Raw genomic sequence first — 26,140 nt, forward strand, 5'->3', positions numbered from 1 at the left:
GAAAGGATTGATCTCACCTCACTCCACTGTTTAACTTTCACTGTTAGCTTGAATATCCTCAGGTTTTTTGAAAAAAACCCGTTTCCATGCCTCCGGTCCACCCGGAACGCGCCATATGCGGTAAGATAAGATGAGCATGGAGAACATTAAATAGCCGAGCGATACGTTTGCTTCACAGTTCAAAGTGGTGGTAAAACGCAAGCGATCCACCCAATAAGGCACAACATACAGCTTAGGGGTACAATCCATGCGCACAAAGCTGGAAGCAAAACCGATCAAGGTCGTTTTTAATCCCCACAAAATACCAGTTGAAGTAGCTGTATAAGCCGCGTCAGCAAGACTAATGTTGGTAGACCATTCCATTTTGGACATCGTCACATGTGCCAATGTATGTCGCAACCATCGATTGAAGGATTTCGTTCCCTTGAGCAAAACCCGTACATCATGTATAAATTGCTTGATTTTTTCTGTATCAATATTACCGCTATCCACGGAAGCATCCGTTTTATGTATGTTTTTGTTGCGATCAAGCCGATAGAGAAGCCCTTTTTTTAACCCTGTTATGAGAATGGCCGGAACATCGTAATTCATTTTAATCATCCCGTATAGAAATCTGATCTCTAGATGCGCCCGATCATCATTGTCATGTTTGGCAATATCCAGCTTCAATCGAATACGAGAGAACAGAATAGCCAGCACAAGTAATATAACGACGATGATGGCGATACTGATCCATTTCCACACTGGCGTGTCCTCCCTACCTTTTTGCTATAGAATATCATGGCAAAAATAGTATGACCGTTCGCCGGAAAATCATGCATCTTAAAATACCAACAGCCAGCCCCCAACTATATGGGGACTGGCTGTCTGTTTGAACTTTTACATAAGTGAGCCGCAAGATCTGGAGCAACTTTATTGGGATTCAAGATCCAGATCATTGGCCGCAGGCTAGCTGCTCTCCAGACGCTCGAACAATAATTGAGTCTCTTCCTCCAAATTGTCCGAATCCTCGAACAGCTCCGGTTGCGGTAGATCTGCCAGAGAGCCCAGACCGAAATAATCCAAAAATGATTTCGTTGTTCCGTACAATATCGGCCGTCCGATGGCTTCAGCTCGACCTTTCTCTTCAATGAGCTCCTTGTTGACCAGTGTATGTATGGCCCGCTCGGATTTAACACCCCGAATCTCTTCGATTTCAACTCTTGTAATGGGCTGGCGGTAGGCCACAATGGCCAGCGTCTCCAAAGCAGCTTGAGACAGTGAGGCACGTGCCGGAGAGTATGCGAGCTTTTCAAAGTAAGGTGCATGTTCGGATAAAGTTGCAAGCTGATAATGACCCGCAATACGGACAAGTTGCAGGCCTCTTCCCCCCTGCTCCATGTCCTGCTTCATATCTTCAAGGCACTGTTCAACCAGCTCTTGCTGCTGCTCTACAATGTCGGCGATCTGCTTGGTGGACAACCCTTCCTCTCCTGCGAGAAATAGCAGTCCCTCAATAATTGATTTCAGCTTCAGATAATCCATTAACCCGTAAATCCCCTCTCCACTCCATTACAATGTCATCGAAAAGCTTCTCCTGATAACAGAAAATTTGTTTCATTTTCATTAGTTCAAGGATAGCCAAAAAGGTCACAACCACTTCATGCCGATACATATCCTCATGCATCAGCTTGGAGAACAGCAGCCGCCCTCCATTCCCCACCATCTCTAAAGCTCCGATAACTTGCCGGATACGGTCCTTGACTGAAATCTCGTCCCGATGAACACGGGTTACCGTCGTACGCCGTTCTGCTTTGCGCAATGCACGCTGAAAGGCAGCGACCAAATCGCTTGCATGCAGCCCATGCACCGGATTTACGGGTTCAGTGGGCAGGAATGCACTCAGATCTTCTGGCTCTTTGCCATAAATTAGACTCCGCTCCCACTCACGTTCACTTAGATGGCGAGCAATTCCTTTATATTTTCGATACTCCACCAGCTTGCGGACCAGTTCCTCACGTGGATCATAATCCTCTTCCTCATAAAAATCCAAATCGTCATATTCCATCACAGGTGGCTTGGGAAGCAACAATTTACTCTTAATGGATAAGAGCGTCGCCGCCATCACCAGAAACTCGCTCGTAATGTCCAGTTCCAGCTCCTGCATACTGTGCAAAAAAGCCATATATTGATCAGTAATATCGCTAATCGGGATATCCTGAATGTCGATCTCGGCTTTATCAATCAGATGCAACAGTAGATCCAGTGGACCCTCGAATGTTTCCAGCTTGTAGTTTACGACTGTCAATGTGCTTCCCCCTGCCTTACTCCAATCATCATTCAACAATACCTTTCCCTATAGCACTTATGCTCTACGTTATCAATCCCTCTTTCTGTAGTATATACGTCATCGCCTTGCTTAACAATCCAATCCCTTTTTCACCTTTCAGTTTATACCGTTCTATTCAGCTATTCCTATCATTAAAATTGCTTGCCGAGATTGGCCATTTCAATCGCAGCCAGTGCAGAATCCCAACCTTTATTACCAGCCTTCGTACCTGCTCGTTCAATAGCCTGTTCAATGTTTTCTGTGGTCACTACCCCAAAGATAACGGGTACTCCCGTTTTCAGGCTGCTCGCTGCCACACCCTTGGCCACTTCATTGCAGACGATATCATAATGTGAAGTAGAACCACGGATGACCGTACCCAGCGTAATTACGGCATCATATTTGCCGCTTGCGGCCATTTTTTGTGCAATCAGTGAAATTTCAAATGCACCCGGAACCCAGGCTACATCAATTTCATCTTCCTGTGCGCCATGTCGTTGAAGTGCGTCAATTGCGCCGCTTAACAGCTTGCTCGTAATAAACTCATTAAATCTGCCCACCACAATACCATATTTTAAACCGTTCGATACAAGATTACCTTCTAGAAAACGTGCCATAATTAATCAACCTCTCCTAATTTAAATTATTTACAATGACAAACGACGACGGTAGTCCACCAAATGCTGAATACTGATCAGCTTCAATTGATGTCGCTTGGCGACCACTGCCAGATCAGGCAGACGGGCCATTGAGCCATCTTCCTTTATAATTTCACAAATGACCCCAGCAGGCTTGAAGCCACTGAGTCGAGCCAGATCAACAGCCGCTTCCGTGTGACCAGCACGCTGCAAGACACCCCCATCGCGAGCAATCAGCGGGAACATGTGACCAGGCTTGCGGAAATCACTTCCTGTGACTGCTTCGTCTGCCAAGGCGCGTACAGTCAAAGAGCGTTCGGCCGCTGAAATCCCCGTTGTTGTCTCCATATGATCTACCGATACCGTAAAGGCAGTACCGTGGAAATCTGTATTCTGCTCTACCATAGGATGCAATTCCAAGGCCTCGGCTCTTTGTCGTGTGATTGGCACACAGACCAACCCGCGACCTTCTGTAATCATGAAATTAATGACCTCAGGCGACGCTTTTTCAGCCAAAGCGATAAAATCGCCTTCATTTTCGCGCTGTTCATCATCCACTACAATAACGACTTTACCGTTTTTCAAGTCCTCCAACGCTTCTTCGATGGAATCCAAGCGAATCTCTTCGTCATGTTCCAACTCGCCATGCTCTATGACGTTTGCCATTGCACTTGTTTGGCTACCTCTATCCATAACACTTTCCTCCCTTATGTCTTGTGCCACGAATGCTCCTAAACAGGTTTACCATTCAATATCAGGCAAAGCCGTGTTTCGCCAAATAGTCCAAACTGAGAGGAGCTTTTTCTACTCCCTCCGCCGCTGCACCTCTGTAGTTTAAAAGTTGTTCCACATATTTGCCCAATATGTCACATTCAATATTGACGGTGTCTCCCTCACGTTTGGCTTGTAAGGCCGTTTCGGATAAGGTGTGGGGAATAATGGATACGGCAAAGGTATCTCCCGTACGCTGTGCGACTGTGAGGCTGATACCATCAATCGTGATTGACCCTTTGAGAAGAATATATTTAAATAATGTTTGATTTTTAGGCTCAATTTCGAACACAACTGCATTCTGGTCTGATGTCACTCCGCGAATCGTTCCCGTCCCGTCCACATGTCCTTGCACGATATGTCCTCCGAACCTTCCGCTCGCCGCCATCGCCCGCTCCAGATTGACTCGGCTGCCGGATCTCAACTCTTTCAGATTACTGCTGCGAAAGGTTTCCGGCATCACATCAACCTTAAAGTCTTTCGTACCGATCTGTATCGCCGTCAGGCAAACGCCATTCACTGAGACACTATCTCCTATTTTCAAATCGCCCAACACCACGGAACCCGAAATCCCCAGCACCAGCGCTTCACCGCTTTTGGAAATCGTTTGAATGCGACCCACTTCCTCGACCAATCCGGTAAACATGCCTTCACTCCTTTCCACTACATTTCAGTTTATCCCTAATTCATCAGCTATAAGCGCAAAAAACCCCCAGTTCGGATTCAATCCGTCATGGGGGTGATGAGAGTCACATTTGTAGTATACAAGCGCAGTTCATATGCATCTTAAGACGACATGAAATCATAGGTTTGCCAATAGAAAGCATGACTGAGGTTACAACCAAATACGCTCAGAACACCCATCAAAAAGAAAGCTTAAGCAAGCTATCGCCCGATGCTGTCCTACAACGAAATAAGCCGTACGCACAATTGGGTATGCTAAAAATCGGCACATGTCACGTCATGCATGCGCTTCGTATCCTTCTCCCATCCAGACTATACTGTCGGTCCCGGATTTGCACCAGGTCCACCTTCTGCTGATCATTCAGCATCCGGGTCACGGACTAAGCCATGCTGCTTCTCACCAAAACGATCCACAGACATGTCATCACCGCCGGTGGGGAATTTCGCCCCGCCCCGAAGGATCTTGCTCTTATTTAATTGAATTAACATTAAACTTGTTACGTATATTAGCACCGACTTCTAAAAAAAGCAAGTTATCTAATAGAAACTCCTGCTTTGGTTTTGACATATTGGCTGGAGAGTTCTTCAAACCAGGTTTTATCATTCATATGAAGCGCCAAGTCAATCAGATCGGCCAGTTCTTCGACTCCCAACTCTGTTGCATGGTCAAAGGTAATTATGGCTGAAGCAACCGGTCCCCGCCCTTCCTCAGAACATGCTTCATAATCCAGTCGCACATCAACATGTCCGTCAATAAACTCGCATTTCAGAAAATAAATAATTTCGCACATTAAAATGGGGCGTACCTGTGTTTCTAACACGCAATCCATCACCTTGGCAGAATAATGCTGGTTCGTCAGCGTGAATTTGTGTTCTGTCGCTGCCAGCGATGCCCGTCCAAAATCATCCGTAAACTTGAGTTCCACTGGCTTGATGTTCATAACCTTAGGGATCTGCTTCTTTATAATTTCGATTATTTCAACTGTATTCAGCTTAATCATTACCTGCACCTCATTGCATCTTAAAATTCAGAAGAAAACTTTTTAACGTGCCTCTTATAGGCCTCCACTCCTATATCGGAAATCATTACCTGTTTTTTTATGCTTCAACCCATAAACGACAAAAAAGATTCTTTGCGCAATAAGCACAAAGAATCTTGATCGAACCACCACAGTAACAGCGGCTAACAATGTTAATCGATGATTATGCAAAAAACGGAATTATAGCTCCGAAATTTCATGTTTCTTTTTCAGGATAGTCCAGCGACGCTCAATCTCCTGCTCAAAGGTAGCCAGCGTAGCTTCCTCCTTGAGTAGATGCTTCGTCTTACCCATTAATTTTAACCATTCTGCAGCTGGAATCCGTTTTCCCTTGTCTTCCGGATTGTACGTAATCGTCGTACTGCCTTGCTCTATTTCGTACAAAGGAAAGAAACAGGACTCGACTGCGGCGCCTACAATGCTGGTACCCAGTCTGTCTTCGGATTTCCAATTCAACGGGCAGGCGCACAGGATCTTACCATAGGCCGTACCCACGTTGTTCGCATACCATTGAGCCTTGGCTGCTTTGCGCAGCATATCCTGCGGATGACTTTCTGCTGCTGTAAAAGCATATGGAATGTTACAAGCAGCCATGATTTGCACGGTATCCTTGTGGTGCCCTTGCTTTCCTTTTTGCATTTTCCCTACACCCGACGTACTGGTCATGTGACCGAGCGGAGTGGAGTACGATTGCTGTGAACCTGTATTCATGTACCCCTCGTTATCATATTCCAGCATGATCAGCTTATGATTACGCAGAGCCGCACCAATCGCAGAACCCATACCAATATCCATCCCACCGTCACCACTGATCATGATAAAGGTCGGATCGTCTGACATTTCAATTTCATTACGGCGCTTCATTTCCATGTAAGCTTCCAGTGCTCCTGAAAGTGTAGCGGCTCCGTTTTGAAAAAGATTGTGGATCATCGGTTGTTTGTGTGATGTATACGGATACCCTGTCGTCGTCACATATACGCAGCCTGTCTGGAACAGCACGACAATATCCCCTTCAATACCTTTGAAAAACAGTTCCAGCGCAGACAATGCCCCACATCCTGGGCAAGCCCCGTGACCTGGTGTAAGACGGCGTGGTTTGGTTGTCAACGACCGCAGAGGTGGTACCTTGACTTTAAGCTTCCCGGTCGCCTCGTCCGGCGTAACCTGAATCAGGCCCGAACGGTAATCATTACCACGTGGCGGCTGCATAACTTGCGGCATCACCTTGTCCGGTGAACCCGGATTTATTCCATAGTAATCAAAGGGTTTCTCCGCTCGTCCGGCCTCTGCTGCCTCAATCGCAAGCTGGAAGAACGCCTCTGCATCTTCCGCATAAAAATCCTTGCCGCCCAAGCCAAAGATACGGCTCAACACAAGTGTCCGGTTTCGAGGGTCTTCCTGCAAGGCTGCCTTAATTTCATGCGTTAAATTACCGCCGTCTGCCCCATACGAATCTGCACGTTCACCTACCAGCAGCGCCTTGACATCACGTAATGCTTCCCGCAGTTGTGCGGCTGGGAACGGTCGAATGATATTCGGACGTATCACACCAGCTTTAATCCCGCGCGCACGGAGTTGATCCGCCACATCCTTAGCCGATTCAGCCGCCGAATTCAACAGGAATACCGCGACCTCAGCATCCTCCATTTGATACAAATCTAAAATCGGGTATTCCCGACCTGATAAAGCGGCATATTCTGCTGCTACCTGCTCATATACTCCTTCTGACAGCTTCAGTGCTTCGGACAGCTGAACATGATTATTCGTCAGGTCATCGCCGTTCATATGCGCGCCCACGGTAACAGGATGATCAAAATCCGTAATATTCGGATAATTTAAGTTCGGGTTAGGACCTACAAAACCGCGCACGGTCTCAGCATCGGCAAAATATTGCACTTTACGTTTTTGATGGGACGTATAGAAACCGTCATATGCGACCATTACAGGCAACCGAACATCGCTATGCTCTGCGATTTTTAGTGCCATGATGTTCATATCATACACAGCCTGTGGTGTACTTGCCGTCAAAATGACCCAGCCTGTATTCAAACCATAGTACAGGTCCGAATGATCCCCGCGAATATCCAGGGGACCACTAACAGCTCGTGTCACCAGATTCATAACCATTGGAAAACGGGTACCTGACTGAACAGGTAACTGCTCCAGCATGTACAGGAAACCTTGCGAACTAGTGGCGTTCACAACCCTCGCTCCCGCTGCGGCAGCTCCATAACAAATCCCTGCCGATCCGTGTTCTCCGTCTGCTGCAACCAGCTTAATATTATGCTGACCTCTCGTTCTCATCTGATCCAGATACTGCGCTACCTCGGTAGATGGAGTAATCGGGAAATATCCCATCATATGATAATTAATCTGCGCAGCCGCCGTAGCTGCCATTTCATTACCGGATTCGAACGTTGTCACTTGCGCGGCGCCTGTCTGTTTGAGTTCTTCCTCCAGTTTTGCCATTACGCACGCCCTCCTTCATATGCCGGAAATTGGTGGGCAACTCGATTCTGTTCCGCCCATCCCCATTGCTCGCGACGCGAGCTTAATGCCCCTGACGGGCAAATATCTACACATTTCAGACATCCTTTGCAATACTGGTAATCAATCCCTTGCAAAAATGGCATCATTCTTCCGCGTTTGTCTGCTTGCTCTTCCCATACAAAACAGTAATCCGGGCAAATCGAATCACACTTGGCACAATGGGTACATTTATCAGCTTCATATTCAGGCACATACCCCTGACGTGAACCACTAACATCTCTCGTTATGCTGTTTCCCTGAGTTGCAATAACGCCCCCCAGTAATTGCGTTTCGTATCCCAACAATGGCTGCGGACGTTCAAAAACCCGATCCTGCGCGTCATCAGTAACAGGATATACGTGCAGTTCCATTTCATCATAACCACGGTTAAACGTACGCAAATTAGGTTCCACTAACAGTGGATTTTTCTTTTCAAAGGTACTGCGTATAACCGATCTCATCGCTTCCGGGTCCAGGAAATCACAGACACGGAACAAGGCACCGAGCATGGACGTATTTAGTTTGGTTCGCTCTTCCAGTGCGATGCCCATCGCATCCACCACCGCTAATGTTCCGGATACCAGTCCCAAATCTGCCCGTATTTCTTCTGCTGGTCGCGTGGAATTAACCACTACAATCCCATCCGCTGGCAGTCCGCTGATTACATTTACCGTTTTGTATAATGTTTCATGGAAAATGCCTACCACATGCGGTTGCTCAATCGGACTGTGATCCCGAATATCGACTTCTGGCTCACAGAAACGGACGAAACTTTTAACCGGAGTTCCCTTTTTTTCCGAACCGTAGGACGAAAAATTTGAAGCATTCAGCCCCAGACCAAGCACCCCGGTTTCGGCCAACATTTTGCCAGCCAGATTAGCGCCGAGTCCACCAATGGATTCCAGCCGGATTTCAAAAAATCCGAGTCGATTTGTGCGCGTTAAAATAGACAATGTGATAAGCCCCCTTCTTTTCCAATCCTTACTGAGTTTGAATACTCATATAAAATAAATGGAAAATGCATTCTTATGAAAAGGCTATCACAACGCTTACTTTTCGAATGTGATCTTACGCACTGTAATGCCAACGTGATTGCGAAAATCAATAAACCGTCAAACAAAAGACAACAAAAGCCGCCCTGTCCAAAGACAGAACGGCTTAGGTGCAACGCTATTTAAAAAAAGATCATGTAATTAACGGTAAAATTACACGTCAAATACTTTAACTTCTTTCATTTTGTCGCCTTGTTTTACAGCATCAATGAATTCCATACCTTTGGTTACTTTACCAAATACAGTATGTACTCCATCTAAATGTGGTTGTGGAGCGTAGCAGATAAAGAATTGGCTGCCACCTGTGTTGCGGCCTGCATGAGCCATGGACAGAACGCCTTTGGCATGCTTTGTTGTATTCGTAGCTGTTTCACAGTCAATCGTGTAACCAGGACCGCCTGTACCGTTACCGATTGGACAACCACCTTGAGCAACAAAGCCCGGAATGACACGGTGGAAGCTCAAACCGTTGTAGTAGCCACTGTTTGCCAGCTTTTCAAAGTTAGCAACGGTGTTTGGAGCTTCTTCTGGGAAAAAGTCAATTTCGACGATACCGCCGTTTTCAAGATCTATTCTACCTTTTTTCATTGTTTGTATCTCCTTTTCAACCTGTTTTGAGAACTAAATAACATCAAGTTCCAGTTTACTATGAATTGCCGCACTTAGCAAAGTCTTGTCCAAAAAAAGGGGCCATTGTCCCCGGTGTATTATTACCGACTCAATGGCCTGCTTGATCTTACAATTCTAAAATTAGGACGAAACCGTAATCTTGGCGTTCGGCTGAACCGCCGGACTGGCTTGATCACGAATCAAGCGCTGTGGCACAACATCGTTGCGTACGATGTCCTCGTAGGTTTCCCGACGAACCACCAACTCGGCCTCACCGTTGTTGACAAATACAACTGCTGGTCGGCGTATCCGGTTATAATTGCTCGCCATGGAGTAGTTATAAGCTCCGGTTGAAGCAACAGCGAGCAAATCGCCGCTATTTATACGAGGCAGCTCTACATCCCAAATCAGCATATCGCCGCTTTCACAGCATTTGCCCGCAATGGACACCGTCTCTTCGTTCGCATCCTGCGCTCGATTAGCCAGCATCGCTTCATACTTGGCCTGATACAGTGCAGGGCGTGGATTATCTGTCATCCCGCCATCTACCGAGACATATTTACGTACCTGCGGAATATTCTTGATGCTTCCTACCGTATATAGGGTCGTGCCTGAATCCCCTACAATACTGCGTCCCGGCTCAATCCAAATTTCTGGAAGTTCATCGTAAAGTCCTGAAAAATAAGTTTTCACCGCTTCGCCTATAGCCTGTACATAGGTGGATACTTTCAGCGGTGTGTCCTCCTCTGTGTAGCGAATGCCAAATCCCCCACCCAGATTAATCACTTTGAAAGAAAACTGAAGCTGTTCCTTAATTTCTCTGGAAAAAGCTGCAACCCGTTCAGCAGCCATTTGGAAGCCATTCACTTCGAATATTTGCGAACCGATATGAGAATGTACCCCCAGCAGGTTAAGATGGTCCAGCTTGATAGCCTGTTCCACTGCTTGGCGTGCTGTACCGTTCCCAATGTCAAAGCCAAATTTCGAATCTTCTTGACCTGTGGCCATATATTCATGCGTATGCGCCTCAACCCCTGGTGTAACCCGCAGTAAGATATTCACCTGCTGTTCTTTCTCGGAGGCAAGGGCCTGCAACAAATGCAACTCCATTTCGCTATCGACGACGAAGCAGCCAATTTGCGCATCTAACGCCATTTCAATTTCTTCCGGTGTTTTGTTATTGCCGTGAAAATGGATTCGCTCTGCCGGGAACCCTGCTTGTAGCGCAGTAAACAATTCTCCACTGGAAACTACGTCAAGCGACATCCCTTCTTCAGCAGCTAAAGCGCACATCGCCATAACACAAAACGCTTTGCTTGCATAAGCAACTTGAAACTTCAATCCGGTTTCACGAAAAGCTTCTATGAATTCCCGGCAGCGCCGGCGGACTAACTGTTCGTCAACAATATATAGCGGCGTGCCAAAACGCTCTTTCAAAAGCGTTGTATCACAACCGCCGATCTCCAAATGTCCATTGCTGTTAATTTTACTGCTTCCATGCAAATACATGTTCTGGCGCCTCTCTTTCTGGAACAAGCTAGTCATATTCCATCGAATGTTTACACCAGTATAGCAAAAAAAACATCAAGAACAATGGATTTTTATGCAGATCATTTATATTAATGCTCCTGTCCATTGCCTGAGTTCGAATCTGTGTCGGCATCCGTATTGGGCATACGCGTATTGTCCCTCGTTTTGTTAGATGACGGGCGGTTAGGCGCATCTAGTACAGGCATACGGAACAAGATGGAAGCTAACGCTTTGGCATTAAAAGGAATGAACGGCCACAAATACGAAGAATTATATGACCGATGTAGCGTCAGCATCAAAATGATCAGTGTCGTACCCACGACAAAGCCCGGTACGTGAAAAATAGCAACCGCAACCAGTAGGAATAGTCGAATCAGTCTATTCGCCAGTCCCAGCTCGTAGCTCGGTGTTGCGAACATTCCTATGGCAGCGACAGCCATATACAGCACGACCTCATTCACGAAAAGTCCCGTCTGAACCGCTATGTCACCGACCAGAATGGCTGCGATCAAGCCCATAGCGGAAGCCAGTGGTGTTGGAGTATGCACAGCCGCCATTCGCATAAGATCGACCCCTAGTTCCACGATGATAAACTGAGCAATCAGCGGAAGATGTGCTTCCTTTTGAGGACCGATAAAATCGAGAAACGCCGGTTTTAATTCGGGATTGATGACCATTAGCAGCCACATCGGAAGCAGAAACATCGAGGCGAATATGCCTAAAAAACGTACCCAGCGCAAATAACTTCCCATAAAAGCGGTTTGCCGATTCTCTTCCGCATGCTGGCACAAGTCAAAAAAAGTGGTAGGCAAGATCATCACGCTGGGTGAGGTATCGACGAAAATAACGAGCCTTCCTTCCATAATATGCGAAGCCACGACATCTGGTCGCTCCGAATATCGTACTAATGGATATGGATTCCAACCTTTATTGATAATCGTCTCCTCTAATTGCTTATCTGCCAGCGGAATACCATCCAAATTAACATTTTTAATTTTGTCTCGTACAGTATCAACCATCACCTTATCCACAATATCGTCAATGTAGCCCAAACATACGTCTGTTCGGGTTCGACGTCCGACCTGCATAGCCTCAAATTTAAGCCCTGGGTCCCGCAAGCGTCGGCGCACCAAACCTACATTAGTAAGCATTGTTTCAGTAAACCCGTCGCGGGCACCGCGCACAACCCGCTCCAAAGAAGGTTCCTCCGGACTACGCACCGGATAATTACGGGTATCCAGAATAAGGGAAAAACGCTCGCCTTCCATGAAAAAGGCACTCATCCCTGTCAGTACCTTGTTAATGACGACTGACATCTTATCTGTCTTCTCCACCTGAATATGTGGAATAAAGTTTTCGAAATACGCTTGTAATCCATCCGAAGAGAGATTATCCGGCGTCAGATAGGTGAGCCGCTTTAGCACTTCAAGCATGATTTGATCCTTCGCAAAGGTATTTAGGAACAGATATCCGGTATGACGCCCTCCCAGTGTCATTTCCCTGAATACGACATCAAAGGTCTCCCCCAAACCTAATACTGTTTCAAGTGTATTCTTGTTATCTTTCATCCTCGGCGATATATTATCTTCGGCCTGCCAGTAGCGAACGGACTCCTCTACGTTATCAGATCGCTCACTCTCTTTTTTGTGTTTAAAACGTGCAGATTCCTGCTCCTGCTTTTCCTGCCATGGACTCAACTTTTCTTCGCCAGTATGATATTCCTTTCCGATTACCCCGTCTTCTTGATGCTGCTCCCGATGCCCTTGATCCGCTCTGTGATCCATATTCCTTGCCCCCTTCGCTTTCGTTGTTAACGGTTGTATACAAACCAGTCAAATAAGGAACCCGTCACCTTTCCAAGCACCATTGCCATTAGCAGACCGAGCATATACACGGTCATGTGGAGTCGCTTGGCGAGTATAGGTAGGAGATTTAATACCTCCGTTAAAGCCGCGGCGAGCAAACCAATAAACACTCCGCAAAATAACCCAGGTATCCATGTAAATATGCCCGGTAGTGGCAAGCAAATGTTCCAAAAATCGACCACAGTTCCCAGCACTGAACCTATAATCATTGCCTTTTCGTATGCACGTGATTTTTTATACGTACGGGTGAGTTGTGCTAATCGCGGCATGATATCCAGCACAATAAAAAAAGCAATTACACCGCTACCCACCGCAAGGCCCCCAGCAATACCTAAAATAATCTGAAGTGCAGCCTGTACAAATATCATGGTTTCTTATCCTTTGTCTGCAGACGGGCCATCTTTTCATACTCCTCTGCCACAACATACTGATCCACATTTTCCTGGTATAGATACATTTCCACCTCCAGCGGCGTCGGCTCCTCGTTCCATTTTTTCTTGAACAAGTGATTAAAAAAAACGATCATGCCAAAGCCGATGCCGATCGAGTAAGCAATTTGAAACAGGTACGGATGCTCATCCTTATGCCCCGTAATCATCTCCACAATCCGAACCTGTACCTCCATCATGCTAACGTCGGCATGAAAATTCATAATTGTCAGTGCAGAGCCAAAAAACAGAAGCACCCATACCAAAACAAACAGTATTTTGGACGGCTTACGGGGTTTCTCCACGAGTTCCACAAGTACATGCGGCTTCCCGAGAGACTCAACTACGACCCCCGGAATATGATCTCTAATTTTTGCTATGATCTGCAGCATGTCTATCAGTATCAGATTACCGTCCTGGTGCTGCGGCCGCTTGAGAACAAGCTCAAGCAGATCCTTTTCCCATTCAGGATTAGTCAGCAGATGGGCTACATCACCCAAATGTAAATCCTGCCCTTGTATCATGCGCACACGGCTGCGGAGCCGCAAGTAGACAATAGGAGCTACTGTAGGAGCCGGACTATGAGTCATCCGATCCCCTCCTTATCCTCGTAATTATCGATTAGTATGGAACGAAGAAAGCAAACCTATTCTGTGTATTGTCTTTTATCCCACGCAAAAAAGAGTACCCCTGGCCATTAAAATGGCTTTGGAATACCCTTTAGAATTACGTAAGCATGAGGATTTCACTAAGATCCTGACTGTTATTATTGGGCAATCTGATCGCGGATCAGTTGTAAAATCTTTTTTTCCAGCCGTGATACCTGCACCTGAGAAATACCAAGCCGACTTGCAACCTCTGATTGAGTCTGATCCCGGTAATAGCGCAGGTACACAATCAACCGCTCCCGCTCAGATAGTCCGCCAATGGCCTCATTGAGTGCCAGCTTGTCGAACCATCTTTCCTGTGATTCGTCAGCAATCTGATCCATAAGTGTAATTGGATCACCATCATTTTCGAACACCGTTTCGTGAATTGAAGTAGGCGGCTTATTGGCCTCCTGCGCAAAAACAACATCCTCCGGTGTCACTCCCAGCTCATCAGCAACTTCCTTGACTGTAGGCAGGCGGTTGAGCCGTTTGGATAGCTCGTCCTTCATTTTGCGAACCTTATTGGCCGTTTCCTTCAAGGAACGGCTAACCTTGAGTGTACCGTCATCACGCAGGAACCGTTGAATCTCACCGATAATCATCGGTACTGCATATGTTGAAAATTTGACTTCGTAGCTGAGATCGAATTTATCCACCGATTTTAACAAGCCGATGCAACCAATTTGAAAAAGATCGTCAGGTTCATACCCCCGGTTCATAAAGCGCTGCACGACAGACCAGACGAGCCGGATATTACTATTGACCAGTGTCTCACGAGCCTCATTATCACCGGATTGACTCAGTGCAATAAGCCGCTTGACTTCCGCATCCTCCAAATAGCTGTGCGAAGTTTTTTTTCCTCCTGCTTCCATAGGATCAACTCCTAATTATATAAAGCTTTCTTGGATTCAATCCTTTTCTTCATCCGGACCGACGTGCCTCCGCCCGGCTCACTGACTGCTTCAAACTCATCCATGAAATTTTCCATAATCGTAAAGCCCATGCCGGAGCGTTCCAATTCAGGTTTGGACGTATATAGAGGTTGCTTGGCCAGCTCTAGATCCTCAATTCCTCGGCCTGCGTCCTCAACAACCAACGTGATCACGTCCGCTTCAATCCCGACTTTGATCGTTACGACACCTGACGGGTCGCTGTCATAACCGTGAATAATACTGTTTGTCACCGCTTCAGACACCACGGTTTTCAAATCGCTTAGCTCATCCATTGTGGGATCAAGCCTGGAAATAAAGGCTGCGACAGCCACACGAGCAAATGCTTCATTCTCCGATTTGGCAGCAAACTGCAAGCTCATGAAATTGTTACCCGTGCCTTCTCTCATGACACTACCTCCAGTTCCGTGAGCGCATTTCCCTCGTTGTCATATATGGGCATGATTTTGAACAGCCCTGACATATCCAGCAGTCGGTGTACTGGCGGATTGACATCACAGACTGCCATTTTTCCGCCCTTTTGCTTGATCAGTTTGTACCGTCCCAAGATAACGCCAATGCCGGAGCTATCCATAAACTGAAGATTCTTCAGGCTTAGCACAATATGCTCGCATTGCCGGCGCTGAATCGCCTCGTCCATTTGCATACGGACCATGTCCGACGTATGGTGATCAAGCTCACCAGACAGCCTTACAATCAGTACCCCCCGGTGATGCTCCATTTCAATTTGCAGGTTCATGCTTACTCACTCTCCTCCCGGTCTTGGACAAGGATTTCTACGTAGCCGCAGACGATTCCTGCCCTCCGACAAAACTAGAAGAAAACCCCGTAAAATCTACAAAGAAAATAGGTTCGACATGGTACGTTTAAACAATTTCCACCATCCGGCCTTTTCGATAGCCACAGGCGAAGTGATATTAAACTCCTTAAGCCGTTGTCCATCCTGATAGACGACCAGCTTACCAACTGGATCACCAGCCCGGACAGGAGCTTTAAGGCTTGGGGCCAGTTGCAACTCATGACGCAACGTTTGTTTGTTGCCACCTTTTTTCACCAGCACACTGTAAGAACGGTCAGCCTGAATTTTCAGCTCTGTCAATACGCCTTTTTCAACTTTTACACTGCCCAGCAATTCACCCGGCTTGTATATGGATTTCATTGTATATTGAGAAAATGCGTAGTCGAACATGGAAGATACTTCATTGTTGCGTATCTTCGTATTCGGCTCCCCGAGCACGACAGCTACGACGCGCAAGCCATCACGCTTCGCAGTAGCGGAAAGACAGAACTTTGCTTCTGCTGTATAACCTGTTTTCAGCCCATCTGCTCCAGTATAAAAACGGACCAGCTTATTCGTATTCACCAGCCAAAAGGGTTTTTCGGAGGATTTGCGCAAATAGTCCTGATAGGCTCCCGTATATTTCGTAATTTGCGGGTATTTCAACAACTCTCGGCTCATAACCGCAATATCATGCGCAGAAGAATAGTGATTCTCGACAGGTAAACCGTTGCAATTGGCAAAATGTGTATCCTTGAGTCCGAGCTGCTGCACCTTGGCGTTCATCATGTCGACAAAAGCCTGCTCAGACCCTGCAATTTTCTCAGCCATCGCCACAGAGGCGTCGTTGCCGGAAGCCATCGCAATTCCCTTCAGCATCTCATCGACCGTCATTTCTTCTCCCGGCTCCAAGAAAATTTGCGATCCCCCCATTGAAGACGCATATTCGCTGGCCCGAACTTTATCGGTCAGCTTGAGCTTGCCATCCTGAATGGCCTCCATTGTCAGCAACATCGTCATAATCTTGGTGATGCTCGCTGGAGGAAGCTTTTCACGACTGTTTTTTTCATAGATGACTGTGCCCGTATCTGCATCCATCAGGATCGCCGAGAGAGCCTGCGGAGCTAGCTCAGCCCCTGATCCCTCTTTGGTTTTGCTTTCAGGTATGCTTTCTTCGGCCCAACCGCCGACGGGGACGGCAGTCAAGGCTACCAGGCAAGCCAGGATGAACGCCACCACTTTTTTCTTCACAATCGGTTCCCTCCTCAACATATTGGCGTAAAGCACCGGAGCCCATTTACTTACCCTTCCGGCCTATTCGCGTGCTGCTAACCATTGTCGTCAAAATGAAAGAAAAATATTCCATATGAATAAAAACATCAAATAGCACCAAGCTGAGTCAGCATGGTGCGCATTTTCCAATATATAAAATGACAGAACATCTATCGTCTATGAAATAATTGTTTAAATTCGGCTAACGGTGAGATATGTGATCCCTCCGCCCGGTAGAATATCCATTGTATTTTGAGTGAACACCCGTATGTCAATAAAAGAATTCGCTTCCAGTCTAAGTTCCATTGCTCCACTCAATGCACTATAGTTCAGTCCGCCAATTACCCTATCATCGAGATAAGCATAGGCGGAACTCCCGGCAAGCTGCTCATCATTCAGGTGAAGTGCCAGCCGTGTGCGATTGCCATCCACTTGAGGATCGGTCGAAATGTAGACTTGTATTCTGTATTTCCCAGCTCGCTTGGCTCGCCATCGGCTATTCACCGCATCGAATTCGATCAGCTCATCATGATTGATTTGATTGAACTTCACCTTCTGCCAACTACCTGCCGGAAGATTTTGCCTCGCTCCCAGGTAGGCTTTAACAAAGGTTTCGTCCAAATGCTCAATCCCGTTGTTCGAGTATTTCTCGACCAGCAGCAAAGCCTGCCCTGTCCCATTATTCTCGTCATAACGATTATTACTATAGCTAAAATCCAAATGTGAGCGAAGTGTCACCTGCTGTGTAGAAGAGCTACCAGAGAAAGAAATAAGCTGCTTTAGATTACGGGGATACCCTCCAACCTCGTCCACCAAAACTTTTTTGCCAATGACCACATCTACAAAATAGTTACATACGGATTGGGTGTCATCGAATTTGTCCGCTATCGCTAAAATGGAGTCACGCAAAGCCACATTTTTGGTTTCTTTAGTAGTACCAATTTGAATAAAAGAAGGCACTGTCATCTTATGCTCTCTGCTTAGTCCCTCAAACCAGCAGCCTATAAATTCAGCGTTCATAAAATCATTAATTAGAATGGGAATATCATTGGAACTTCCATCCTTAATGTGTTGGCTAGCCAAAAATCTGGCCCCGTTGGAGCTATTCAGATCCAATGCCGTATCGTTCCCCAATGTAAAAAGCGCTATGCTAGTAAACTGTGAACTTCTGTTCTGCAAGTGAATCCCTGTTTTATTGTAATTAATCTCCGTGCATTTAAATAAATTCACATCACTTTCGTAGCCCCAAAAAGCCGTTTCAAAATGCTCAATTAGGACGTTATCCAGGACAACTCCGCCGCCCTTCCAATCCTGAATACCCAAGGTACCTTTGCCGTAATATCCACGCTTCACTGACTGCGAAAACGGATTATTTAATGTGGCTCTGTCAGCCCCCTCGTACCGGATCGATAAGTCATGAAACTGCACATTTTGAAATCCGCTAAACGATGGTAGACTTTCATCTCCAATTTGAAAACAAGGACCCGTACCATAATATTCAATCGACGTAACACCTTTGCCTTGTCGGTATCTGCCCTTATGAATGCCAAAAATGCGCACACCCTGCTTGCGAATCTGTAGGGTAGAGGTTATTTTGTATCGTCCACTGGGGATGTGAAGAATGGAATAATCGGGGGTCTTATTAATCAATTCCTGCAAAGCTGCCGTGTCATCCTGAATACCATCACCAACAGCTCCAAACCAGCTTACGTTTACACTGCGTTCAATGAATTCTTTTTCAATGGTTTTAAAATTTTCATTTAATTGCTGCTGCGTTAAGTCTTTGCCTGTACCACTCAAATTCAACTTCAAACGGTCTGTAAAATGATCCGCCACCCGAACACCCCCATGTTTAAAAACGTAAAAAGTTCCTTTTTAACCAAGCCGAAGAATTCTTCATTTTCTTAGCATGGACTGAGTATATGCACAATAAGGCTTGCTCTAGGCTTGAGAAAAATGAAAATAAATATTTTATTATTATTGTACAAGAAGATACGTTTTGTATATTATAGATACATAATGTATCTAGGCGGTGAAATCGTGAAACATGTACTTACAGTAGCTGGTTTACTGGCTTTTTCGATTCCTTATGCTTGTCAGGGTTTGTCCCCCAGAGTTATCACGATTTCCCTGCTTATCCTGTTGTTCAGCTATACCATGCTACTACCTTCACTCAAGTCATTGATCGCAACCTTAGCCGACAATCCGTTGCTTACTTTACTCATGCTGTACATCGCTGCCTCCTGTTTATGGGCTGAACAAGAGCAGACCTCTTCCTTGCTGATGGTTCTCAAATTTCTTGCCTTCTCTACCTTTGGACTCTATTTGGTCACCCATTATACAACACAGGGCTGCATTCGCCTCTTAGTCGTTACGTTAAGTATTTTGAGCATACTCAATCTACTCGCCGTTTTGCTCGTTCCCTCCTTTGCTATTCATGGTGGCGTAGAACATACTGGGCTATGGAAGGGCATCTCTGGTCATAAAAATACACTTGGAACTCTCTCTCTGTTAAGTTTTGTTTCACATGTTATTTACTTTTTCAGGGGTAAACATAAAGTTTTGCATATTGGCTTCATCTTACTCAATGCCTTATTGCTCTTCGAGTGCCAATCTACCACCTCATTGGTGCTGACATCTTCGCTCTTCGTATTTATATTGTTTATATTGCTATTCAAGAGAATCCGAAGCATTGCATTGCGCGGTTTCTTCATTAGCTGTTCCTGCTTGCTCGTTCTTTTGGGTTTGGTATTCATCTTTGCTTATGGAGATGCGATTGCATCGGAATTTGGAAAAACAACGACCTTAACTGGAAGAACGGAAATCTGGCAGGGGATTGGTGGTGCTATTCAGAGCCATTACTGGTTCGGACATGGTTATGGCTCCTACTGGGCAGCCCGGCCCAGTATCTATGCGAATGGAATTCGATTTGATCTGACAAGCAGCCATAGCGGTTTCCGAGATCTGTGGATCGATGTGGGCCTTACAGGACTACTGGCAACCATTACACTCGCCATAACCACTTTATTTAAATTCAGAATTGGCAAAGCAGATATGTATACATGGCTGACGGCAGCGGTTTTTTTCCTTTTTATCGTATTGAACAATATAACGGACAGCCGTTTCCTGAACTCGCTATCTATTTACTGGATTATTTTTATGGTTATTGTGATCAAGGTGCAAGAACGACATAAACTGGCTGTAGCAGAAAAAGCGAATTCAACTGCATTGAGCACACAGCCTCTTCATTAGGAGATCATACTCAGCTCAACCGCTGTATGTGAAAAAGAACCCCGTACCCACGCCAACAAAAGGCGTTCGGATACGGGGCTCTTGGGGTATATGTCCACCGCTTCGGTTGAACATGATCCCCAATCTACATTTGTGGAATAATCGCTAGCACAAGTTTTAAAAATTGCTCACGTACCTTCTCTGCCGTCTCCATCACTTCACCATGGGACAAAGGCTGATCCAGAATGCCTGCGGCCATATTCGTGATACAGGAGAAGCCCAGTACCTCAATACCTGCATGACGGGCTACAATAACCTCAGATACGGTCGACATACCCACCGCATCTGCGCCCAGTGTACGTAGCATGACGATTTCAGCAGGCGTTTCATAGTTAGGTCCCAGCAATCCAGCATATACACCTTCTTGCAGGCTGAAGCCCTGCTGGTTAGCCGTTTGCTTGGCAATTTCACGCAAGCGGCGGCTGTACGCCTCCGACATGTCTGGAAAACGAACGCCCAGACCGGCATCGTTCGGTCCGATCAGCGGATTTTGTCCTGTCAGATTAAGATGATCCGAGATGACCATCAGATCGCCTGCTTCGTAGGAAGTATTTACACCACCTGCTGCATTTGTCACCAGCAGACTTTGAATCCCCAATTGCTTCATCACCCGAACTGGGAAAGCCGTCAGTTGCGGGCCATAGCCCTCATACATATGGAAGCGCCCTTTCATCATGACGACAGCGCGACCTTCAATCGTGCCTAACAGTAATTCTCCCTCGTGACCTTCTACCGTCGATACAGGAAAATGGGGAATATCCTGATAAGGAATACTAATTCCATCCTGAATTAAATCGGCCAGAATACCGAGACCCGATCCCAGAATAAGACCAATCTCTGGACGTATTCCGCTTTTGGCACGGATATAATCTGCTGCTTCCTGAATTGTAGCTTGGTTGGCTGTTGACATTAGTATCTCTCCTGACTTGTACATCGTAAAGTTATAGTCATAATCACATTTTCTATGAAAGTAAAGTATCGTTACGTTCGATCTTTGCTTTCATGAGAAGTGCGGTTGCCGCCGTGCGGGTGATGCTTTTCATATACTTCCTTCATATTCCGTCTGGCCGTCTGCGCATATACCTGCGTCGTTGACAGATCAGCATGACCCAGCATTTCCTGTACAGAGCGTAAGTCCGCTCCGCCCTCCAGCATATGTACCGCAAAGGAATGCCGCAACGTGTGGGGCGTGATATCCTCGCTTATGCCTGCTTCCTGGCCGTACTTCTTAATCATTTTCCAGAAGCCCTGTCTACTGAGACGCTGTCCAGATACGTTCAGGAACATGGCTTCCTGCTCTACCTGAGCTTCTTCACCCTGCCCGGATCTCAGCAATAATAGACGCTGCTCGTCCATGTAGGCTTGTGCCCACTGTGATGCCTCACGGCTGATCGGTACAACACGCTCCTTGCCTGCCTCGCCGCCACAATGCACAAAGCGCAGATCAGTGCGCACATCACGCACATTTAGGGCAATTAGCTCCGATACACGAATGCCCGTCGCATATAGCAACTCCAGCATCGCCTTGTCTCGCACCCCTTGCGGGGCAGTCACATCTGGCGCGTCCAGCAAACGCTCTATCTCATCCTGCGTTAGCACCGAGGGCTTCTTTTTAGTCGCTTTAGGCAGCTCCAGCAGAACGGACGGATCATGGATCGTAATTCCCTCCCGAATAAGAAAATGAAAAAAGGAGCGAATGGAGGCGACGCTACGTGATATCGTCGCCGCAGCTTTTCCCTGTTCCTTCAAACGGCCCAAATACAGTACCAGATGTGACCGTTGGACGTTATCCGGCTGCTCAATTCCACAGCTTTCTGCGAACTCAGCAAACTGCTGCACGTCTCGTTGATACGCTTCCAAAGTGCTGCGCGACAAACCCTTTTCCTCTTCCATATATTGAGCGAAAGGTTGAATGTACATTTTCATGAGTTCCAAAAGTCTCCTTGTTCTGCATACAGCGGTTCAGTCTCAGCGTCTGCTTCTTCGTGTGCTGCCTTCATTTCATAAGCTCATCAAGACCGATTACTTAGACTATTCACCATACCAGTAAAAGAAACGTAAACGTTCCAACACTGCTATTCGATGCTCGGACCCTTCATTTACTTTTTGTCCGCCAAATACCTTAACTGCATGTCCTTCCGGTATTCGGTAATGATCTACAGGTGTTATCCAATCTGTAAACAGCCTGAGGCTAAAAAAGAACATACATGCCAGTACCCCGAACAAGATTACCAAACGCAGCCATTTTAGTCCTCTCCGCAACGATAGTACCATGTCGATCAGCCGCCTTTTCCCCAGAATATGGCCCTAATTAGGACTCTCTATGGAAGGGTATGACAAGCTATTCCTTTTTATACCGCTTAATCCCGAACAACAGATTTCGAACCAAAAAAGCTCTCCCGAACGCATCTTCGTCGGTGAGAGCTTGGGTAGTCAGCTTTTAGTCCTGAGATTTGTTTTTTCTGGATTTGCCCAAAGATTTCTGAGCGGTCGTATCGTTCTTCGCCTTACAACGATAACAAATACCGTGGAAGTCCAAACGATGATCCACTACGGTAAAATTATATTCCCGTTCCAGACGCTCCTCCAACGGTCCAAGCCAATCTTCCAGTATTTCATCTACACTGCCACACTGCACACATATCAAATGGTGATGGTGATGTTTGGTTGTATCGCCGCGCAAATCATAACGCGCAACGCCATCACCAAAATTAATTTTCTCCACGACATGCAGTTCACTTAGCAGTTCTAGGGTACGGTATACGGTTGCCAGACCGATTTCGGGAGCTTTCTCTTTGACGAGCATAAATACATCTTCCGCACTCAGATGATCATCTTCGTTCTCAAGTAAAACTCTGACGGTGGCTTCCCGCTGAGGCGTTAGTTTGTAGCCCTGGGATTGCAGCTGCTGCTTAATTTTTTCGATCCGTGCTTCCATGTGTCTCCCTCCCCCTGCAAAGCTACTGCCTACTGCACTTTTTTCACTCCTATTATTATAGGGGGTCTATACAAATAAAGTCAAACATTTTGAAACGGATCAAGATGACACGGAAGCTGTCAGCATAGGAGTGACCCATTGCATCATAACCGGGGTGATCCAAGTTTCAAAGGACGCGCTACCAATAAGAAGCACCATCATCACAGCAGTCAATCCTGCGTAAGACAGCAACGGACGCAGCATTCCGTCTGACGGCCGGGTAGCGAGTATTTTCGTTTTGATCATATGGATGGAAAAAGTCATCGCAGCCACGCTGCAGACGAGCAGTATCGGAATCACGAGCAGGTTATGGGGAGCAACTGAAACCAAAGAAAATAGCAGTCCTTTCCACGAATATTGCCCCACCATATAACCTACTGAAAATCCGATTAGCACACCCTTGAGGAAATTCAATACAAGAATGCCTGGAAGACCAATAACCGAAAGGCCACACACCCAAATTAGGCCGACCCATTTCAGATGTAAAGATACGCTATCCCAAAAGGTCGAGGTCGCCTGCGAATCAGCCAAGCCCTGTTCGTTTTGATTGACCGTTACAAAAAAATCCTTCAGGTAACGGGACAAATCCTGTAATTGCTCCAGGGTGAGTGCGTTTACCATAAGTGCGCCAAATACGACTCCCACCAGAAACAGCACAGCCAAGAAAACATAATACGGCGTCTGATCCTTTAACGTATGACGAAACCATTGCATCGGCGTCCTGCCCCTTTCATCTGCTTGTTTGTCCAAAAAACAACCGTAATCCGACGGCTGATGGCTAGAAATGGGGCAGCTTTCGCTGCAGATCAAACATCACGAATGATGTGCCAAGCCAGCGGCATAGATAATTTATGGTTATGAACAAGCAGACGCTGATATGCCTTTAGAGGGACAAGAGTTTACTAGGACTTCGCTATTTTGCCGTATGTTCCACCACCACCGGATACAAGTGACAGTCGCCCCTCGCGTGAAAGCACAATTTGCTCTGCCAGCACTTTTCCGACGACTGCTGCTAACTCCTCCTGTGTAACCTCATGTAAAATATTCATTTCTGTTCCAAATGCAGCCAATAGCTGGTTCAGCTTGGCTTTGCCCAGACCTGGAATAAACTCCAGTGGAATCTGGTAAATGTACGGCGGACGATAGGAGGGAATCATGGGCTGTTCACGGTCGGCAATGCTCCATATTCGATCCAGCACACCTCGCACCAGCTTGGTATGACCACAGTCAGGACAACGTTCATCCGCCATCTGTTGCTCGTCAATAATCGTACCGCAGCTTTGACAGTAAGAGCGATGGTATTTGCCCAGTTTCGGATTTAATCCGTAGTTGGCACGCACCCGTCGTCCTTCCCGCCGCTCCAAAGCCATTCTAAATTCATCAAAACACGGCTTCGCCAGTGATAATTTATTGTATTCTCGTCCGATTTTCCCAAGTGAATGGGCATCTGAATTCGTGAGAAAGCTGAAGCGATCCAGTTCCGAAATCAAACCGGCCATAGATGAATCTGCGCTCAGCCCCAGCTCCACCCCACTAATGAGCTCCATATCCAGCAGTTCCTCCATACGAGCCGCTGAACTGCCGTATATGCCCTTATGAGGAGTAAACACGTGTGCAGGCACCATAATGCCTCCACGTCCGTAAATTTGTTGCTGCAACTCGCGTGGCGGTGCATAGATTCGTTGTGAGCTGAGATTAACATTTTTCATATGCCGAGTCAGCCATTGGGTAAAATCTTCCATCGTCGCCAGATTTGGAAAATAGGCCAGTACGTGCGCCTCGGGACGACCTTCAGCACGTATTTCCAGCTCCGTGCCAAGAAGAATAACCGTATCCCGGTATGCGATACCGCCGCCGCTGATTTCCTTCATTTCACCCGTATGTAAATAGGTACGAATATCCTCCTGTACATTAGGTGCATGGCAGTCAATGATACCGATCAGCCCAATTCCTTTGCGACCGGAGGCTTCCTTAGCTATGTTGGCAAAGGTCAGGTCGCGGCTGCCACTAATTTTGACCGGATTTCCCTTCTCTGTCCTGCCAATATGAATATGCAAGTCTGCAAAGTAGTCGTTAAGTTCTACTATATTTTCATCCATACGCTTAGAAGCTCCCTGTAAGTTGGCGGAGTTGCCATGCATAGACGGCCAGAATCGTTTTAGCATCACTAATCCGTCCTTCACGAATGAGCGTCTGTGCTTCTTCCAGCGTTACCTCAAACAGCTCCAGAAATTCATCCTCATCCGGTTCCATCTCACCTAACTCCAGCTCTTCGGCCACATACAGATGAATGATTTCATCTGCAAAGCCAGGAGAGGTATAAAAGGAGTGCAGCAGATTCAGCGACTTGGCAGTATAACCTGTCTCTTCTCTCAGCTCACGCCCCGCTGCTTCCATCGGGTCTTCGCCCCGCTCTAGCTTACCTGCAGGAATTTCCACCTCGCAGCGCCCCATAGCCTGTCTGTACTGGTCCACGACCAGCATTTTCCCTTCATGTAGAGCCAAAACAGCCACCGCACCTGGATGCTTTACAATCTCACGCTTTCCAGTAGAGCCGTCGGGAAGCTCTACCGTGTCTACCTGCAATGTAATGACCTTTCCCTCAAAGATAGGCTGTGTGGACACGGTCTTTTCCTCCAGCGCAGGATTGGAATAAGGCTTGCGATGTGCATCGTTTGTTTGATTGTTCAATTGTCCGTTCGTTTGCTCGTTCATCGGTAAGTTTCCTCCTTCATATCTATCTTTCTTTATTAATTATCACCAAAGTT

Annotated in this window: 27 protein-coding genes and 1 riboswitch; of the genes, 1 reads left to right on the forward strand and 26 read right to left on the reverse strand. The window is 46.6% G+C overall.

Translation table 11 applies throughout. The annotated features are described in order from the left end of the window. Nucleotides 1-30: 30 nt before the first annotated feature. The 19 genes from AC5ELV_RS06165 to AC5ELV_RS06255 form a co-directional block, all read right to left on the reverse strand. On the reverse strand, nucleotides 31-744 hold the full coding sequence (locus tag AC5ELV_RS06165) for a DUF2953 domain-containing protein (RefSeq protein WP_493429520.1): 714 nt from the start codon (nucleotides 742-744) through the stop codon (nucleotides 31-33). Between the two features lie 204 nt (nucleotides 745-948). Then, on the reverse strand, nucleotides 949-1,524 hold the full coding sequence (gene scpB / locus AC5ELV_RS06170; RefSeq protein WP_493429521.1) for an SMC-Scp complex subunit ScpB: 576 nt from the start codon (nucleotides 1,522-1,524) through the stop codon (nucleotides 949-951). Then, nucleotides 1,493-2,287, reverse strand: a complete 795-nt coding sequence (locus AC5ELV_RS06175; RefSeq protein WP_029517304.1) for a segregation and condensation protein A — start codon at nucleotides 2,285-2,287, stop codon at nucleotides 1,493-1,495. The genes scpB and AC5ELV_RS06175 overlap by 32 nt, the downstream gene beginning before the upstream one ends. A 173-nt stretch (nucleotides 2,288-2,460) precedes the next feature. Next, on the reverse strand, nucleotides 2,461-2,925 hold the full coding sequence (ribH, locus tag AC5ELV_RS06180) for a 6,7-dimethyl-8-ribityllumazine synthase (protein ID WP_023989205.1): 465 nt from the start codon (nucleotides 2,923-2,925) through the stop codon (nucleotides 2,461-2,463). A 30-nt stretch (nucleotides 2,926-2,955) separates the two neighbouring features. After that, a complete protein-coding gene (ribB, locus tag AC5ELV_RS06185) occupies nucleotides 2,956-3,639 on the reverse strand; it encodes a 3,4-dihydroxy-2-butanone-4-phosphate synthase (RefSeq protein WP_029517303.1) in 684 nt (227 codons plus the stop codon). Between the two features lie 61 nt (nucleotides 3,640-3,700). Next, nucleotides 3,701-4,363 (reverse strand): riboflavin synthase, encoded by a 663-nt coding sequence (ribE, locus tag AC5ELV_RS06190; protein ID WP_493429522.1) that lies wholly within the window; start codon nucleotides 4,361-4,363, stop codon nucleotides 3,701-3,703. A 329-nt stretch (nucleotides 4,364-4,692) separates the two neighbouring features. Next, a riboswitch (FMN riboswitch) is annotated at nucleotides 4,693-4,866 on the reverse strand. Between the two features lie 68 nt (nucleotides 4,867-4,934). After that, nucleotides 4,935-5,402: an IDEAL domain-containing protein gene (locus AC5ELV_RS06195; protein WP_493429523.1), complete on the reverse strand. Its 468-nt coding sequence runs from the start codon at nucleotides 5,400-5,402 to the stop codon at nucleotides 4,935-4,937. A 219-nt stretch (nucleotides 5,403-5,621) separates the two neighbouring features. Then, nucleotides 5,622-7,910, reverse strand: a complete 2,289-nt coding sequence (locus tag AC5ELV_RS06200) for a thiamine pyrophosphate-dependent enzyme (protein WP_493429524.1) — start codon at nucleotides 7,908-7,910, stop codon at nucleotides 5,622-5,624. Then, nucleotides 7,910-8,923 (reverse strand): 2-oxoacid:acceptor oxidoreductase family protein, encoded by a 1,014-nt coding sequence (locus tag AC5ELV_RS06205; protein ID WP_493429525.1) that lies wholly within the window; start codon nucleotides 8,921-8,923, stop codon nucleotides 7,910-7,912. The genes AC5ELV_RS06200 and AC5ELV_RS06205 overlap by 1 nt, the downstream gene beginning before the upstream one ends. A 252-nt stretch (nucleotides 8,924-9,175) precedes the next feature. Continuing rightward, nucleotides 9,176-9,610, reverse strand: coding sequence for a peptidylprolyl isomerase (locus tag AC5ELV_RS06210; RefSeq protein WP_013310775.1), 435 nt, complete (start codon nucleotides 9,608-9,610; stop codon nucleotides 9,176-9,178). A 162-nt stretch (nucleotides 9,611-9,772) separates the two neighbouring features. Beyond that, complete coding sequence (lysA, locus tag AC5ELV_RS06215) at nucleotides 9,773-11,140, reverse strand: diaminopimelate decarboxylase (protein ID WP_493429526.1); 1,368 nt, start codon at nucleotides 11,138-11,140, stop codon at nucleotides 9,773-9,775. Between the two features lie 110 nt (nucleotides 11,141-11,250). Then, the gene (locus tag AC5ELV_RS06220; RefSeq protein WP_493429527.1) at nucleotides 11,251-12,945 is read right to left on the reverse strand and encodes a spore germination protein; all 1,695 of its coding nucleotides are present in this window, start codon (nucleotides 12,943-12,945) and stop codon (nucleotides 11,251-11,253) included. A 26-nt stretch (nucleotides 12,946-12,971) separates the two neighbouring features. Next, complete coding sequence (locus tag AC5ELV_RS06225; protein ID WP_029517296.1) at nucleotides 12,972-13,394, reverse strand: stage V sporulation protein AB; 423 nt, start codon at nucleotides 13,392-13,394, stop codon at nucleotides 12,972-12,974. After that, nucleotides 13,391-14,044, reverse strand: a complete 654-nt coding sequence (locus AC5ELV_RS06230) for a stage V sporulation protein AA (protein ID WP_493429528.1) — start codon at nucleotides 14,042-14,044, stop codon at nucleotides 13,391-13,393. Before AC5ELV_RS06230 ends, AC5ELV_RS06225 begins: the two co-directional genes overlap by 4 nt. Nucleotides 14,045-14,220: 176 nt before the next feature. Next, the gene (sigF, locus tag AC5ELV_RS06235) at nucleotides 14,221-14,976 is read right to left on the reverse strand and encodes an RNA polymerase sporulation sigma factor SigF (protein WP_023989213.1); all 756 of its coding nucleotides are present in this window, start codon (nucleotides 14,974-14,976) and stop codon (nucleotides 14,221-14,223) included. A gap of 11 nt (nucleotides 14,977-14,987) precedes the next feature. After that, nucleotides 14,988-15,443, reverse strand: a complete 456-nt coding sequence (spoIIAB, locus tag AC5ELV_RS06240) for an anti-sigma F factor (RefSeq protein ID WP_013310781.1) — start codon at nucleotides 15,441-15,443, stop codon at nucleotides 14,988-14,990. Next, nucleotides 15,440-15,793, reverse strand: coding sequence for an anti-sigma F factor antagonist (gene spoIIAA, locus AC5ELV_RS06245; protein WP_493429529.1), 354 nt, complete (start codon nucleotides 15,791-15,793; stop codon nucleotides 15,440-15,442). Before spoIIAA ends, spoIIAB begins: the two co-directional genes overlap by 4 nt. A gap of 96 nt (nucleotides 15,794-15,889) precedes the next feature. Beyond that, nucleotides 15,890-17,083: a D-alanyl-D-alanine carboxypeptidase family protein gene (locus tag AC5ELV_RS06250; RefSeq protein WP_493429530.1), complete on the reverse strand. Its 1,194-nt coding sequence runs from the start codon at nucleotides 17,081-17,083 to the stop codon at nucleotides 15,890-15,892. A 213-nt stretch (nucleotides 17,084-17,296) separates the two neighbouring features. Then, the gene (locus AC5ELV_RS06255; protein ID WP_493429531.1) at nucleotides 17,297-18,940 is read right to left on the reverse strand and encodes a glycosyl hydrolase family 28-related protein; all 1,644 of its coding nucleotides are present in this window, start codon (nucleotides 18,938-18,940) and stop codon (nucleotides 17,297-17,299) included. A 204-nt stretch (nucleotides 18,941-19,144) separates the two neighbouring features. Between AC5ELV_RS06255 and AC5ELV_RS06260 the strand changes: the two genes are divergently transcribed. After that, the gene (locus tag AC5ELV_RS06260; RefSeq protein ID WP_493429532.1) at nucleotides 19,145-20,356 is read left to right on the forward strand and encodes an O-antigen ligase family protein; all 1,212 of its coding nucleotides are present in this window, start codon (nucleotides 19,145-19,147) and stop codon (nucleotides 20,354-20,356) included. A 124-nt stretch (nucleotides 20,357-20,480) separates the two neighbouring features. On the opposite strand, the gene AC5ELV_RS06265 is transcribed toward AC5ELV_RS06260, so the two are convergent. The 7 genes from AC5ELV_RS06265 to AC5ELV_RS06295 all read right to left on the reverse strand — a co-directional run bounded on the left by AC5ELV_RS06265 (nucleotide 20,481) and on the right by AC5ELV_RS06295 (nucleotide 26,087). Then, entirely contained in the window at nucleotides 20,481-21,305 is an 825-nt protein-coding gene (locus tag AC5ELV_RS06265; protein ID WP_013310786.1) for a purine-nucleoside phosphorylase, read from the reverse strand. A gap of 71 nt (nucleotides 21,306-21,376) precedes the next feature. Then, nucleotides 21,377-22,321, reverse strand: a complete 945-nt coding sequence (gene xerD, locus AC5ELV_RS06270) for a site-specific tyrosine recombinase XerD (RefSeq protein WP_493429533.1) — start codon at nucleotides 22,319-22,321, stop codon at nucleotides 21,377-21,379. 105 nt (nucleotides 22,322-22,426) lie between these two features. Next, nucleotides 22,427-22,669 carry a YqzK family protein gene (locus AC5ELV_RS06275; RefSeq protein ID WP_043882230.1) on the reverse strand — a complete coding sequence of 81 codons (243 nt, stop codon included), beginning with the start codon at nucleotides 22,667-22,669 and terminating at the stop codon, nucleotides 22,427-22,429. A gap of 166 nt (nucleotides 22,670-22,835) precedes the next feature. Beyond that, nucleotides 22,836-23,333: a ferric iron uptake transcriptional regulator gene (gene fur, locus AC5ELV_RS06280; protein WP_013310789.1), complete on the reverse strand. Its 498-nt coding sequence runs from the start codon at nucleotides 23,331-23,333 to the stop codon at nucleotides 22,836-22,838. A 99-nt stretch (nucleotides 23,334-23,432) separates the two neighbouring features. Further along, entirely contained in the window at nucleotides 23,433-24,086 is a 654-nt protein-coding gene (gene spoIIM / locus AC5ELV_RS06285; protein ID WP_493429534.1) for a stage II sporulation protein M, read from the reverse strand. Between the two features lie 188 nt (nucleotides 24,087-24,274). Continuing rightward, on the reverse strand, nucleotides 24,275-25,471 hold the full coding sequence (locus AC5ELV_RS06290) for an endonuclease Q family protein (RefSeq protein ID WP_493429535.1): 1,197 nt from the start codon (nucleotides 25,469-25,471) through the stop codon (nucleotides 24,275-24,277). 4 nt (nucleotides 25,472-25,475) lie between these two features. Continuing rightward, the gene (locus tag AC5ELV_RS06295; protein WP_493429536.1) at nucleotides 25,476-26,087 is read right to left on the reverse strand and encodes an NUDIX domain-containing protein; all 612 of its coding nucleotides are present in this window, start codon (nucleotides 26,085-26,087) and stop codon (nucleotides 25,476-25,478) included. Nucleotides 26,088-26,140: the final 53 nt, after the last annotated feature.

The sequence above is a fragment of the Paenibacillus sp. NMA1017 genome (genome assembly GCF_058895805.1).